Below are 15,251 nucleotides of genomic sequence, written 5' to 3' on the forward strand. Positions count from 1 at the left end.
CTAAAAACGACCTTTGAGTTTAGACCAGCTCATACATAAATGTAAACGGAATAATCTTAAAGCACAAAGTGAACTATATACGCTTTTTTCTAGCAAATTATATTCCGTTTGTTTAAAGTATTCGCGTAACGCTGCAGAAGCTCAAGACAATCTGCAAGATGCCTTTTTGACTATATTCAGTAAAATATCTCAATATAACAACACAGGTTCTTTTGAAGGTTGGCTAAAGCGTATTACTATAAATACAGCTTTACAACGCTATCGCGAAAAAGGGATTTTCGACATTATTAATAACGACATTGTTGATGAAACCACAGAAGTTAACGACCATGAAGATATCTCGTTAGATTATCTTTTAGAACTCATTCAAACATTACCTAATAGGTATCGATTGGTCTTTAACCTGTATGTCTTAGATGGTTTTTCACATAAAGATATTTCCGATATGCTTAAAATATCTATTGGAACATCAAAATCCAACCTAGCTAGAGCACGGAAAATCTTACAAGAAAAAATCGAAAAAGACAACTCAAATCTTGAATCACATTCTATATAAATGAGTGATAAGAAAAACATAGACCGTTTATTTCAAGAACGTTTAAAAGACCTTGATGCGACTCCAAATCCAGAAGTTTGGAATGCTATCGAAGCAAAGTTAAAAGAACAGAACAAACCGAAACGCGTTATCCCAATATGGTGGTATGCTTCTGGTGTTGCAGCACTTTTATTATTGTTTTTGGCTATTGGAAATTTCATTTATAACGCAAACCACACTACAACAAAATCACTTAATATAATTGTTGACACACCTATTTCTAGAAATATAGATTCAGAAAATAAAACTACAGTTGTATCTAATAATAAGGATGAATCTGGAAATAAATCCAATTCAGAGCTACAAGAAACAATAGAAACACAACCCCGTTTAAAAAAGAAAGAAAATATTCCTTCTATAGGAAACCAAACGATAAATAATTCCGCACTAGACAGGAATAAAGATGCATTAGCAACACACAACCCTTCAAAAGAAGATAAAACATCTATCTCGCATTTACCCCTTAATCAAAGCGATAATACTCAAGAAAAACCAACAACAGGTACGTCTTCTAATACAGTTACAGGTGATATAGTCATAGACTTCGTGAAAGATTCACAAATCGCTTTAAATGAAAAGGAAATATCTTCAGAATCCTTATCCGAAGAAAGCTCAGTATTAGACACATTACGCATCGAAGGTGCTATAGCAGCCACTAAGGCACTACCAAAACCAGATGAGAAAACTAAAAAATGGAATGTTAACTCAAATCTTGCCCCTGTATTTTATGGTAACACTGGAGTGGGATCTCATTTAGATGATCAATTTGCTAACAACAGTAAATCTGGAGAAGTCAATACAAGCTATGGTATTGGTATTGGATACGCCATTAACAAACGCATAAAAATAAGATCGGGGCTTAATAATTTACAATTAAGTTTTAATACCAACGACGTGCTTTTGTTTGAAAATCCAGGATTTGTAAACAGCAAAGAGGTATCTAACCTAGAACATATTTCCAAAGACAACCAAGCACAAAATCTAACTTTTATTAGCACAGATAAGGTCGACGGTATTACAAGTAACTCATTTGTAAATTCAGAACAAAATGGTACTATAAATCAGAATATAAATTATTTTGAAGTACCCTTAGAAATAGAATATAATATATTAGACACTCGTTTTGGGATTAATATAATAGGTGGGTTTAGTACATTTATATTAGACGATAACAGTATTTATTCTGAAATAAACGCAACTAAAACCTTTATAGGTGAAGCCACAAATATTAACGATATCAGCTTCAGTACGAACTTTGGGATTGGTTTTGATTATAATTTTTCAAAACGATTCAACTTTAATTTAGAACCTACATTTAAATATCAATTAAATGCTTTTAATAATACCTCCGGGAACTTCAAACCTTATATTATTGGAGTTTACACCGGTTTTAGCTATAAATTTTAAGCTGATTTATAGCCGCATTTATTGGACTAGTATATGGATTAACGTAGTACAGTTAAGTTCTGCTTTTTTTGAAATTGACAAAGCTGATTCAAAATAATATCCCGAGATTCCTCTTTTAAGACTTTAACGTCTTTAAGTGTTAAACCTTCCGTGTCTAAGAATTTGTGAACGTAAACTCGCATTTCACCAGGACTACCGCTAAAAATATCGAATGAAAAACGCGCTTTATTATCGGCAAAAGTAATAGGTACAACAGGAATTTTATGATTAATAGCTAAACGAAATGCTCCGTCTTTAAAGCCATCAAGAAGAATATCCTCATCGGAAACACCTCCTTCAGGAAATATACAGATACTTAACCCTTGTTTTAATCTATGCTCGGCTTGTTTAAACACTCCATGTCTGCTTCTTAAACTATCACGATCTACTAATATGCAAGTCCGTTTATAGAAAAATCCAAATAACGGTATTTTTGCAAGTTCCTTCTTACCAACAAACACAAAAGGATTTTTCACCGTTACAAACATTAACATAATATCGGTCATGGAAGTGTGATTAGCTATAAACATATAGCTTTTGCCACGTTGCGGAACTTCTTCTCGCTGTATCTTCCAATGAAAGCCCATACCTATTAAAATAAATTTAGACCACAGTCTAGCCATCTTAAAAAAGTACGGATACCAAGACTCTTTTAAAATTGAAATTAAAAGAAAAGGAAAAAGTAAAAGTATAGGAATAGCTACGAGAATGTAGAACCACACTCTATACAAAATCCATAATATATATTTATAAAATGTCATACCTCGTCAAAAATACACATTTGTAGTGAAGAACAAGTACTCATTGTAGGTAATATAACATCACTTAAAATAAAAAAAGACCTCTGTATACAGAGGTCTTTTTAAAATTATGTGAATATTTTTATTAGTTGATAACTTTCTTAGTCACGACTACATTACCTTCTAATACTACAGAAGTAAGATAGATTCCTTTAGAAAACTTAAAGGATTCACTAAGTTGATTACTTTGCCCATTAGGCTTAAATGAAATCACCTTTTTACCACTTATATCGAAAACATTAACCGCTTTAATATTTTTTAATGATTTTACATTTAAAACATCATTAATAATATTAACATAAGTTGACGATGCAACCGTATCATCTATAGAAAGTGTCTGTTCGAAACGTAAGATAAAACGATCTTTAATATCCCCTTGTTCTCCAGAAAATTCATATGGAGAAGATCTTAAATCATGTTCTAAATTAAGGTAGGTATCTTCAAGATAAATACCACGTGCATTATCCATAAATTCAGAACCTTTTAAATCACCAATTGCAATTTTATAACTTCCATCTGCAGGAAGATTAGCTCCTAAAGGAATAAAATCTGAATCCGAAAAAGGTAACGGACGACCTTGAATAACCATTTTAGAATCTTCCACAGTAGTATAAAGATCTAAACTCTGCATATCAGAATACGCATCATACATTTTATCTTTTCCTAAAGTTGCACCTTGCACATAACCTATTAAAGCACTTGCAGAAGCATTACTATCATCTATTAAACTTAACCATATTAGTTGCTTATCATCGTTATCAGTAGCTGTCACATTTGTTTTAAAGAAATGTGAGTTATCATAAGCCATACCATCTTCGTCATATCTGATGTCGTTTGTAAACACTGCCTTTCCTTCTGCAGCACCTTCCGCTAACTGTACGTAAAACCCTTGTCCTGAAGAAATATTTCCAATTGTAGTTTGTGGAGGGTTAGCTCCTGTTGCATTATAACTAATGTATTGCTCATTATAGTCATAAACCAAATTCTGATACGGCGCTCCCGATAGCGCTGAAGCGACATTTGAAATTTCTAAATTGTTTGCATATAAACGAATATTCCCATTTAATAAGGTGTTTTTAGCTAAAAATTCATCTGCACTAATGGCTGATGGATATGGATTACCTAAAATGTTCCAGTTTTTAAGTTCCGCTAAAGCACTAGCATCACTAGTTTTTAAAACATCTACAGAGATCGTTCCGTTAAGTGGCGTTCCTCCAAAATTAGCTGTAAACCCACTAGTTTGATAATTCGATGGAACATGAACAGCATAACCCACGGCATTAGACATTAATCCGCTAGTAAAAGTCCAATCTCCTAATGTTCCTTTTTTAACATCCCAAGAATAAGCATTACTTGTATATGGTGATGATAAATTTGTGATATTATAATCTTTCACTGGAGTAGACCAAATAATGAAATCACTAGTACCAGTTGCGTTACGTTGCATTATTATATTACCTCTATTTGTATTTTCATTAGAGACATCGTTAATTTGAATTAAACTAGAGCTATCTTCAAACGTTAAACTACCTCCTGTTTCTACCGTTACATTTCCTATTAACTTTAGCACCGACCCTGAAGGAATTGTAGCATCACTACCAAAAGGAACCAAGCAATCACACCCTACTAAATCGGCAACCTCATTATAGTCCGATGAAAACACAAACCTTCTATCCTCTGGTTTAACAGTAATTCCTGTATTAGCAAAGGACGGAGGAAATGACCATTTAGTTCCATCCCAATAAACAGGAATTCCCCCTTGGATCAATTTAGTTGGAACAATAACAGAACCAAATGAGTTTGTAGCTTTCAACTTATATGTTCCAAAACTACTCATACCAATATCCCCTGGAATGGTGTAAGAATTAGAGGTTGCACCTGGAATAATCTCATTAAATTTATACCATTGAAAGGTTATTGCTTCTTCAGGAGTCCCTGTGTTTCCTCCAGAAACTTCAGCCGTACCAGTAAATGTAACCGCATCAGTTGAAGGCACCTCACACACATATTTAGACACTGGATATGTATTAAACACTGGTGTTTTAATGTTAAAAGATCCGCGGTTATAAGCTAAAAAAGCAAGGTCTGCTGTACCACCAGCTACCATATTAATATTGTTAATATCAGCCACATTAGCTTCATTAATTTGGAAATCTTCAAAAGTAAATGCCGCCATACGTATTGGTCTCACTTCATTAGAAGTAAGAGCTCTTTCCTTAGGCACTGCTAAACCATAGTTTATTCCAGGAACGAACGTATATAAATCCAATCTCCAGTATGCTAGTAAGGCATCTCCTTCAGGGTCGTCATTTTCCCTTATAGTCAATTTTATAGGTCTCCCCACTACATTTCCAAAATTATCTGTATAATAATAAACATCCGTACTTCCCGCTTGCGCTATTTGGGTTATTAAGAAGTCAGGCGCTTTATCATCAAGTGCTCCCAATTGCCCACCACTACTATAGAATTCCACATCGGCTAACTGATTAAAATTAGTAACTCCCGTTCCCAAATCTAATCCGTTAACACCATCAATAAGCACTTCATATATATTCGCATCCAAAATTTCAGGAGATGTAATTTCTGTTCCTTCATTAAGTTCTCCATCAATCATATCAGCCATTGCTAAATAATTGTTATTATAAGTCACGCCATCTAATCCATTTGTACTGTAGGCATAAAATAATTGTGAATTAAAGACAACTCCATTAGCAGAAAGTAAAGCATCATCCACACCTGTTGAATACGTAACTCCATTGTAAGTAAAAGCCAATAAATCATGACTTGTGTTTGGCATCTGTTCTATATTTGTAGGATCTGATTTCCATTGTGATGATCTCCAAAACCCATTGTAAGTAGTAAAAATCTCTGTTACTTTCTTTACATTACTGCTCTCCCCATTTTCCAGAATTTTATGAATTGGTGAAATATAATCTAGACTAAATCCTGTTGCTAAACCACCTACTTGTAACACTCCTGAAATATCATTATTACCAGATGCTGAAATACTGAAAGTCATTTCTGTTCCACTTACCAATATTTTACTTCCACTAACAATTGATATTCCAGGTATACTAATCGTTGTTGTTGATGTAAAACCAGATCCTATTATTGTCACAGTAGAGTTAGTCGTTATCCTGGTAGGAAATACACCTGTTACATTTTGCCCAATAACACCTTGTATTGAAGCCATAAAAAACAATGCGAAAAGCATGTTTTTAAATAATTTAATAATTTGAAATTGTGTAATTTTTATTTTCATAAGTTTAAGTTTAAGATTAACATTTAAAAACTTCTTTTTTTAAACTTTTAAATGTTATGGATTTATTAACAAGTAAATAGTTATTATTGAATTATCAAATAAGTACATGAAAATCTGTACTTAATAGACAAATTAGTTAATTAATTTTTTATTGACTACCCTACCATCTTCCATGGTAATGCTTACAATGTAACCCCCATTAGAAAAAGGGAAAGGTGAACTAAATTCACTAGAATTTATTAAACCCTTATAAGCCTCGATGCGCTTTCCACTGAAATCATATATTTCAATGGCTTTTATAATTTTAGCTGTTTTCACATATAATGTAGCATCATTTATATAGACATAGGTATTATTAGAAACCTCTTCACCTACAGACAATGTGGTAGAGGCAAGATATTTTAAAACAAAACGGTCGTTAATTGCACCTGCAGTCGCTGTAAATGAATATGGAGACTGTCTCAAATCATGTTCCATATTTAAATATGTATCTTCCAAATAAATATCCTGACCTTCATTTTCAAACAAAGATCCTTTTAGATTATCAATCCCAATTTGATAAGAACCGTTTGTCGCTACCTGAATTCCTAATGGCACTTCGTCTGCGTCCGAAAAGGGTAAAGGACGTCCCTGAATAACCATTTTTTCATCGGAAATTAAAGAATATATTTTAAAATCGTCTCCATCAGCCTGTGCATCATACAGTCTATCTCTTTCCGTTGTCGCTCCATCTACATATCCTACTAATGTGCTCTGTGATAACTTTTTTTCATTCACCAAATTTAACCACAACAGCTGTTTTTCTTCTGAACTTACAGCAGTTCCTCTAAAAAACTCATTATTATTATATTGGTTTTCTGAATTATCATAACGCATATTATTTAAAAAATTCACCTCTCCATTTCCACTTGTTTCCTTTAATTTTACAAAAAAGGATTGCCCCGACGCAATATTCCCCTGAAAACCATCTAGATCAGGATTTGATCCTGTAGAGTTATATGTTAAATATGAATCTTCATAATTATATACAAAATTTTCATAAAAACTATTATCAGCAGTATTTGATATTCCTTCCTTATGTGTCCAAATTTTCACAAAACCATCTAATAAATTTTTATTTTCTTCAAGGAATTTGTTAATATTTATAGCAGAAGGATAGGGGTTACCAATTAGATTAAAATCTTCATCTCCTTCCGGAGGCAATGTCCCTGTAGATTTTTTTACAGGAATAGTTATTTCCCCCGTGTTAGGTATTCCTGTAAATGTATTTGTAAAAGACGTAGCATTAGGTACTCGTGCGATATACCCAGATCCTGGAACCATGATTTCACTACTAACACTTATCCAATCTCCTGTGCTTCCATTGGCATTAACAGAAGTAGGATCCCATTTAAAAGTTCTAGAGGTTGGGATATTAGACACATTAAAACCCTCTACAGGCGAAGACCAATATACGTAATCGTAATGTTTTATGTTTTCTGCCAAACGCTCTACTTTAATATCTCCTGTATTAACATAATTAACGTTATCGTTTATTTGAATTAAACTGGCGTTATTTTCTAAAGTGAAGGTTCCTGCTGGAACTGATTCTACAAAATCACCGCTATCATCATATACATCTTCTGTGGGCTCGACAGTCAAATTATTATATAATTTTAATGTTTGTCCAGAAGGAATAACCACATTTGTACCTGCCTTAACTGTACAATCACAACCTTCAAGATTTGAATCGCTATTGTAGTCATCATAAAAAATTAAACTTTTGTCTTCAGGGCTTATTGTTATTTCTGCATTACTGTAGGCCGACGGGACACTCCATGATGTACCGTCCCAAGCGGTAGGCGTTCCTCCTTGCTCCAAAGTAACCGGCACAATTATAGATCCAAAATCATTAAATATCCTAACATTATACGTCGCTAAATCATCTTCTTCAACATTATCTATAGTTAAAGATGGTCCTGAACCCGACGGGAGTTCATTATATTTTGACCATTCATAAGTTAAAGTTTCGCTTGAACTACCGGTCCCTCCACCATCTACACCTGCAGAAACTGAAAACGTAATATCTGTAGTGCTTGGTAATCTACAAACGTATCTCGGTAATAAAGCATCTGCAACAGGCGCTTTAATGTCGAATGCGCTTTTATTATAAGCCAAAAATGCAATATCACACGAGCCTCCTGCCATCAAATTAATATTGTTAACATTCTTTACATAATTATATACATCTGTAGAGTCACTAGAGATACTAAAATCTTGTAATTTAAATGCGACCATTCTTAAAGGCCTATCGGCATCGGAACCCAATGCATTTATTAAGGGAGAAGAGGTAGTGTAAGATCCATCTGTCATACTATATAAATCTAATCTCCATTTCGCCAATAAGCCCGCCCCATTAGTTTTTTGATCTAACATTACTAATTTAACAGGTCTTCCCACAACGTTACCTTCCTCATCTGCATAATAATACACATCATAAAAATTGTCTCCTCCAGGTTGGGCAATTTGCGAAATTATTAAATCAGGTACATTGTCATCTACTGCGCCTACTTGGCCGTTACCGCTAAAAAACTTAACACTAGTAGTTTGATTAAAATTTGTTATTCCGGTTCCTAAGTCTAAACCATTCTCACCATCTGTAATGACATCGTAAACGGTAAGTCCTTTAATAAAATCAGAGGTTATTGTTGTCCCTTCGCTTACTTCGCCATCTACCAAATCACCCGTAGCCATAAAGTTACCACTATGGCTATTACCATCAATTCCATTTGTAGAATAGGCTTTAAAGTTTTGAGGAGTAAATGTAAGCCCAGGTATTGTAGATAACAAATCATCATCCACTCCTGTTGAATAGGTTATTCCGTCAAAAGTAAATGCTAAAAGCTCATGACGATTGTTTGGCCATGTACTTGAACTTGAATTATACCAACTTGATCTCCAATATCCATTTCCATTATAATCCCAATTCGTAAATATTTCAGTAATTTTTATGACTGAGTTTTCAATATTTTCATGTCGCAATATTTTATAATTTGGTGCGATATAACTAATATTAAAACCTGTATCAGTAGAGTTCAATTTTAAATCACCTGTTATATCTTTAGAAGTGCTTTGGCCTGTTGTCTGTTCGCTTCTCGATATAACAAAAGTCATTTCTGTTGCACTCACCCAAGTTTTAGACGTTACAGATATGTCAGAGTTTGTTATAGATATATTATTCTCCATACCACTAGTAAACCCCGCCCCTTTTATTGTAACTTTAGTTTGGTAGGTTACTCGAGTTGGAAACACATCCGTAACCGTTTGCGCAAACCCCGAAGTCACCGCAAACAACAGCACAATGGCCAGTATTTGCTTAGAGATTATATTATTAAGTAAAAAAGAAGTAATTTTTTTCATAAGCAGGATTTTTTATTAAAACTATAAAACCACGGTTCATTCTTGGGGAATTAAAGCATATTGGTAAATTATAAGACAAAATTAACAAATAGATTAGTTCAAGCAAAAAATTTAGTCTATTTGCAAATTAATTCCTATGAACGGCTACATAACTGTATTTTAACCCAGTTGCTAAAGATATTAACCACTATACCAAGTAAAAAACAAGCTACATAACGCCACTCTCCACATGCTTAATTTTTTACAAATCTTAAAATACTTAAACAAGTATCGTTATTAATAAAGATACCTTTTATTTAACCAACGCCATAAATTAAAGCTATAATTAAACTCTGTAAAAGGTTTTATACGAGATTGATTTTTTATTTAAAAAAATTACCTTTGTAATTCAATCTGTATAATTATCATGGCAAGAATTTTAACTGGTGTGCAAAGCACCGGAACACCACATTTAGGAAATTTATTAGGAGCAATTATTCCGGCAATAAAAATGTCTGAAATAGACACAAACGAATCGTATTTATTTATTGCAGACATGCACTCATTAACTCAAATTAAAGATGCAAAAACCCTTAGACACAACACGTATTGTGTTGCTGCAACGTGGCTTGCTTTTGGTTTAGATATTGAAAAAGTAGTGTTTTACAGACAAAGTGATATCCCGGAAACCACAGAATTAAGTTGGTATTTAAGCTGCTTTTTTCCGTATCAGCGTTTAACGTTAGCACATGGTTTTAAGGATAAAGCCGACCGCTTAGAAGATGTAAACGCAGGCTTATTTACTTATCCTATGCTTATGGCGGCAGATATTCTTTTATATGATGCCGAAATTATTCCTGTAGGGAAAGATCAATTACAACATATAGAAATGACGCGTGATGTTGCATCGCGTTTTCATGCTAAAATGGGGGAAACATTTGTACTTCCAACAGGTAAAATTCTTGAAAATGGCGTATTAATTCCTGGTACCGACGGTGCCAAAATGAGCAAGAGCAAGGACAACTTAATTAATATTTTTCAAACAGATAAAAAATTACGCAAGCAAGTAATGAGCATTCAAACAGACAGCACACCTCTTGAAGATCCCAAAGACTGGAGCACATGTAACTGTTTTGCTATTTATAATTTATTGGGATCGGAGGAACAGATTGCAACTATGAAAGCGAATTACGAAAATGGTAATTATGGTTACGGACATGCGAAACAAGCACTTTTCGAATTAATAGTAGAACGTTTCGCTACCGAACGTGAACGTTTCGATTATTACATAAATAACCTTGAAGAAATTGATAAAGCCCTAGCCATTGGAGCTGCAAAAGCAAAATCAGTAGCCCAAGACACTTTAAGTCGCGTACGTGCTAAAGTAGGGTATTAATAGCTCGCACATTTTTGTACCTTTATAAGCATATAATTACCCTAAATTATAAGATATGCTTCGATTAAAACCTACACTATTCATATTCCTTTTTGTGGGTATTCATTTTGGATACGCACAAGAAGGTTTACATTTTTCAATTAATAATCAATTATATCTTAAAGGAAACTCTGCATTAATAGGAAACAATATCGTTAGCGAACATGCCTCCAAACCTTTTAACGATAGAGCCGTTTTTAACGATAAGATAAAAATGGAATATATCGATGTCGACGACAACAAGGAGACATTTAGTTCTAGTCAAGCTGTATTAACACTACCCGAAAATTCTCAAAAAATAGCCTATGCGGCGTTATATTGGAGTGCCATATATAAATACGACAAAGGCAGCAAACGCGCTTTTAACAACCAAATGGTTTACAAAGGGAACGATAAACGCTCGTTAGATGTGAATACTATTCTATTTAAAACACCTCAAGGTGAGTATACAGAAATTAAAGGGTTAACCGTTTACGATAGCTATATGAATTCGTCTTTCAACGATTCTAAACCTTATGTGTGTTATTCTGATGTCACAGAATTGCTACAAGAGACCCAAACTGTAAATGGAAATTACACCGTGGCCAACATTAAAGCTACCGAAGGCTATGTTTCCGGCGGTTGCTCCGGAGGTTGGCTACTTTATGTGGTCTATGAAAACCCAGATGATAAACCTAAATATTTCACCACCTATAACGGCTTTTTAGAGGTCGATAAAGAGACTGTCCACATTAATTTTTCGGACTTTAAAACAAATGAAGCAGGCGATATAAAAACATCTTTGTCCATAGGCGCATTGGAAGGCGATCAGAAATTTAAAACAGATGTTTGCAATGTTTACGACAATCTTAGAGATGAATATATACCGCTCTCAAACAATTTAAGAGCTGAAGATAATTTTTTTAATAGCACCATCACTATAGACGATTTATACTTTAAAAATCGTACTCCCAGCAGCACGAATACTCTTGGTTTTGATTTGGCAAAAATAGAAATTCCAAACAAAGACAATAATATCCTGTCTAATAATAGCTCGGAATTAACGATTGAATTTAAAACGAAAGCCGATCGGTTTTATTTGTTTTTTGTGGCTTTCGAAACCGAAATTAGTCCTATTTATTTAGAGAATAAAAATGCCGATTATTATATGACGGTGGATATTGACACTTATGCACTGCCACAAGAAGACGATCTAGAAAGAATTAAAAACTTAAAATCTACTTCTATCCCCAATTTGGAAGCGGGGTATTATTTAGTCACTAATGTGTTTTCGGTAGAGGACAATGCTGAAAAGTGGAAAAAATTTTTAAGAGAGAAAGGCAACAATCCTAAATCTTACAAGAACCCCATAAACAATTGGGATTATATCTACTTAGAAGCTAATGAAGACCCAGAAGTAGTATACTTAAAACAACGTGAATTATCGCGATTAGAGTATTTTGAAGATCTTTGGATTCTAAAAATAAACATGTAGGTATTAAATTAATTCGAAAAGTTTGCCTGGTAGCGGTCGTACAACGCCCTTTAATTCCATATTTAACAACACACCAGCGACTTTAAAAATGGGTAATCCACATGAGATAGCAATAGTATCTAGCAATTGCTTATCAGACGTTTTTAAAAAATTAAATATTAAAGTTTCTTGATCGTCCAACTCTACGAACAACTGTTTCTGAATGACTTTTTGCTCCTGTTCTACATCCCAATTTAGCATATAAGCCACATCTAAAGGTGTAGATAACAGTTGTGCCTTTTGCTGTTTAATTAAATCGTTACATCCTTTACTTAAACTATCTGTAGTTCGTCCCGGCACAGCAAAGACATCGCGATTGTAAGAATTAGCAATGTCTGCCGTAACCAAACTTCCGCCGCGTTCTGCAGATTCAATTACAATTGTTGCACTGCTTAATCCTGCAATAATTCGATTGCGTTTTAAAAAATTATTCCTATCAAAAGCAGAAGTGCTCCAAAAATCGGTTAAGAATCCGCCATGTTTTTCAACTTCCGCGACATATTTTTTATGCACTTTAGGATATATTTGATTTAAACCATGCGCCAGACATCCTATTGTTTGTAATCCGTTTTTCATGGCTGCCTTATGCGCGGTTATATCCGTACCGTAGGCAAATCCAGAAACAATAAGCGGATTAAAAGGAGTAAGTTCTTCGATTAATTTCTCGCAAAAAGCAATACCACTAGTAGTAATTTTACGTGTTCCTACAATACTAATAATCCGTTGAGCCTGTAAATTCACCTCTCCCGATTGAAACATCAAAATAGGACCATCGATACAATGTTTCAATTTTTCAGGATATTCGTTACTTTCAAAATACAAACAACAGATATTATTTTCCTTTATATACTCTAATTCCTTTTCTGCGACTTTTAAATGCGTATCTAAACTTAACCCATTTAACCTTACGGCTCCTATACCATCAATCTTAGCGAGTACATGTTTTTTTTCTTTAAACACAGCTTGTGCAGATCCACAATGCGCAATTAACTTTTTAGCACCAACATCTCCTATATTAGAGACGTGTTGCAATGCCAAAACATATAAAAGTTCATCATCAGTCATAATCACTTCAAGCTAAATTCTCATTAATATCAATATTTTCAATCAATTACCGTAAATTAATCAATTGATTTTTAACATACAAGAAACTTTTTACTTTGCTGTTAATAAAAAAGTTAAATCCCATCTTTGAACGCAATAAAATTTGATTAACTTTGTAATTATGCAATTAGAGACCTACATAAGCGACTTATTATATCGTTACGAATGTGTTATCGTTCCTGAATTTGGAGCATTTTTAACGCAACGCGTTTCTGCAAAGATAAACGCAGACACCAATACGTTTTTTCCACCTAAAAAAGTAATTTCATTTAATGAACAAATTCAGAAAAATGATGGTCTTTTAGCACATTATATTGCAGATGTAGAAAAAATCCCTTTTGAAATCGCCTTAGATAAAATTAAAAACCGCATTGGTTTTATTAAATCTCAATTGGTTGAAAAAGAAAGCATTTCATTAAATAACATTGGTAAAATTGCTTTAAATGAAGAGGGTAAAATCATTTTTGAACCTTTTAATCATCTCAATTATTTAACTGATGCTTTTGGGCTAAACCAAATGGTTTCTCCTGCTATTTCAAGAGAAGAATATAAGCGTGAAGTAGAATCTTTAGAAAAAGTTATTCCACTTACCATTACACCGGAAAGTCGTAAAGCTAGACCATATTTACGTTATGCTGCTATTGCTGTATTAGCTTTAGGAATTAGCGGATTTATGGGTTCCAAATATTATGTGAATCAAGTAGAAAATCATAATCAAATTGCACAAGAAACAGCTAATACGCAATTAGAACACAAAATTCAAGAAGCTACATTTGTTATTGAAAACCCATTAACAGCAGTTAGCTTAACCGTTACAAAGCCCTTAGGAAGCTATCATATTATTGCAGGTGCTTTTCGCGTAGAAGAGAATTGCGATAAGATTATTTCCGACTTAAAAGCAGAAGGTTTTAATGCAAGAAAAATAGGTGTTAATAAATACGGATTACATCAGGTCGTTTACAACAGTTTTGAAAACAGAAAAGACGCTCTAAATGCATTGCGAAATATTCGTAAAAACAACAATCCACATGCATGGATGCTTGTAAAAGACTTAGAATAAAACTATATATTTATAAATTATTAAGCGTTATTGGAAATCATCCTCTAACGCTTTTTTTATGCGGTAAATTGAATTAAAATTTGAAAGTCACCCCCTACGTTGTACCTTTGACCTAAATAGAATTTTATGACACCAAATACAGCGGGAGCTACAAAAACGACATTAACAGATCTTGTATTACCAAGCGAAACCAATCCTTTAAACAATTTATTTGGAGGAGAGTTATTAGCCCGTATGGATCGCGCTGCAAGTATATCTGCACGTCGCCATTCTAGACGATTCGTAGTTACTGCGTCTGTGAATCACGTAGCCTTTAATCGTGCTATTCCCCTAGGAAGTGTTGTAACTGTTGAAGCTAAAGTTTCTAGAGCCTTTAAGAGTTCTATGGAGGTTTATATAGATGTCTGGACAGAAGATCGCGAATCTGGACTTAAAACCAAAGCAAATGAAGCCATTTACACGTTTGTAGCTGTAGACGAAACTGGGCGTCCGATTCCTGTTCCTGAAATTATTCCGGAAACTAAAATTGAAAAGTTACGTTACGAAGGGGCATTAAGACGTAAAGAACTAAGCTTAGTTTTGGCTGGTAAAATGAAACCTAATGAAGCTACCGAATTAAAAGCATTATTTTTAAACGATAAATAAACCCTTTTAAAGG

The 15,251-nt window shown here is 33.8% G+C and carries 10 protein-coding genes; 6 read left to right on the forward strand and 4 right to left on the reverse strand.

Features of this window, described 5'->3' with window-relative positions:
- Positions 1-13 precede the first annotated feature (13 nt).
- Together ACFFVB_RS02480 and ACFFVB_RS02485 are read left to right on the forward strand one after the other, a co-directional pair.
- Positions 14-556 carry an RNA polymerase sigma factor gene (locus ACFFVB_RS02480; RefSeq protein WP_382380819.1) on the forward strand — a complete coding sequence of 181 codons (543 nt, stop codon included), beginning with the start codon at positions 14-16 and terminating at the stop codon, positions 554-556.
- Complete coding sequence (locus tag ACFFVB_RS02485; protein ID WP_382380821.1) at positions 557-2,002, forward strand: putative outer membrane beta-barrel protein; 1,446 nt, start codon at positions 557-559, stop codon at positions 2,000-2,002.
- Positions 2,003-2,040: 38 nt separating this feature from the next.
- Here the strand turns inward: ACFFVB_RS02485 and ACFFVB_RS02490 are convergent, their stop codons facing one another.
- From ACFFVB_RS02490 to ACFFVB_RS02500, 3 genes are all read right to left on the reverse strand, one after another.
- The gene (locus ACFFVB_RS02490) at positions 2,041-2,802 is read right to left on the reverse strand and encodes a lysophospholipid acyltransferase family protein (protein ID WP_382380823.1); all 762 of its coding nucleotides are present in this window, start codon (positions 2,800-2,802) and stop codon (positions 2,041-2,043) included.
- 124 nt (positions 2,803-2,926) lie between these two features.
- Entirely contained in the window at positions 2,927-6,103 is a 3,177-nt protein-coding gene (locus ACFFVB_RS02495) for a RemA C-terminal-like gliding motility protein (protein WP_382380825.1), read from the reverse strand.
- A gap of 132 nt (positions 6,104-6,235) precedes the next feature.
- Positions 6,236-9,502 carry a RemA C-terminal-like gliding motility protein gene (locus tag ACFFVB_RS02500; protein WP_382380827.1) on the reverse strand — a complete coding sequence of 1,089 codons (3,267 nt, stop codon included), beginning with the start codon at positions 9,500-9,502 and terminating at the stop codon, positions 6,236-6,238.
- A 406-nt stretch (positions 9,503-9,908) separates the two neighbouring features.
- Here ACFFVB_RS02500 and trpS point away from each other — a divergent pair, with 406 nt between their 5' ends.
- Together trpS and ACFFVB_RS02510 are read left to right on the forward strand one after the other, a co-directional pair.
- Positions 9,909-10,877 carry a tryptophan--tRNA ligase gene (trpS, locus tag ACFFVB_RS02505; protein WP_382380829.1) on the forward strand — a complete coding sequence of 323 codons (969 nt, stop codon included), beginning with the start codon at positions 9,909-9,911 and terminating at the stop codon, positions 10,875-10,877.
- Between the two features lie 55 nt (positions 10,878-10,932).
- Positions 10,933-12,390 (forward strand): hypothetical protein, encoded by a 1,458-nt coding sequence (locus ACFFVB_RS02510; RefSeq protein ID WP_382380831.1) that lies wholly within the window; start codon positions 10,933-10,935, stop codon positions 12,388-12,390.
- 3 nt (positions 12,391-12,393) lie between these two features.
- On the opposite strand, the gene dprA is transcribed toward ACFFVB_RS02510, so the two are convergent.
- The gene (dprA, locus tag ACFFVB_RS02515; protein ID WP_382380833.1) at positions 12,394-13,494 is read right to left on the reverse strand and encodes a DNA-processing protein DprA; all 1,101 of its coding nucleotides are present in this window, start codon (positions 13,492-13,494) and stop codon (positions 12,394-12,396) included.
- A 160-nt stretch (positions 13,495-13,654) separates the two neighbouring features.
- Here dprA and ACFFVB_RS02520 point away from each other — a divergent pair, with 160 nt between their 5' ends.
- A complete protein-coding gene (locus ACFFVB_RS02520; RefSeq protein ID WP_382380835.1) occupies positions 13,655-14,593 on the forward strand; it encodes an HU domain-containing protein in 939 nt (312 codons plus the stop codon).
- A 126-nt stretch (positions 14,594-14,719) separates the two neighbouring features.
- The gene (locus ACFFVB_RS02525) at positions 14,720-15,238 is read left to right on the forward strand and encodes an acyl-CoA thioesterase (RefSeq protein WP_382380837.1); all 519 of its coding nucleotides are present in this window, start codon (positions 14,720-14,722) and stop codon (positions 15,236-15,238) included.
- Positions 15,239-15,251 lie beyond the last annotated feature (13 nt).

Source organism: Formosa undariae, from assembly GCF_042427615.1.
Lineage (GTDB): Bacteria > Bacteroidota > Bacteroidia > Flavobacteriales > Flavobacteriaceae > Formosa > Formosa undariae.

Bases quoted from the DNA above. Each gene is read 5' to 3' on its own strand.
- ACFFVB_RS02495 (WP_382380825.1), bottom strand. From the start codon at position 6,103: ATGAAAATAAAAATTACACAATTTCAAATTATTAAATTATTTAAAAAC.
- ACFFVB_RS02510 (WP_382380831.1), top strand. From the start codon at position 10,933: ATGCTTCGATTAAAACCTACACTATTCATATTCCTTTTTGTGGGTATT.
- dprA (WP_382380833.1), bottom strand. From the start codon at position 13,494: ATGACTGATGATGAACTTTTATATGTTTTGGCATTGCAACACGTCTCT.
- ACFFVB_RS02490 (WP_382380823.1), bottom strand. From the start codon at position 2,802: ATGACATTTTATAAATATATATTATGGATTTTGTATAGAGTGTGGTTC.
- ACFFVB_RS02520 (WP_382380835.1), top strand. From the start codon at position 13,655: ATGCAATTAGAGACCTACATAAGCGACTTATTATATCGTTACGAATGT.
- trpS (WP_382380829.1), top strand. From the start codon at position 9,909: ATGGCAAGAATTTTAACTGGTGTGCAAAGCACCGGAACACCACATTTA.
- ACFFVB_RS02485 (WP_382380821.1), top strand. From the start codon at position 557: ATGAGTGATAAGAAAAACATAGACCGTTTATTTCAAGAACGTTTAAAA.
- ACFFVB_RS02500 (WP_382380827.1), bottom strand. From the start codon at position 9,502: ATGAAAAAAATTACTTCTTTTTTACTTAATAATATAATCTCTAAGCAA.
- ACFFVB_RS02525 (WP_382380837.1), top strand. From the start codon at position 14,720: ATGACACCAAATACAGCGGGAGCTACAAAAACGACATTAACAGATCTT.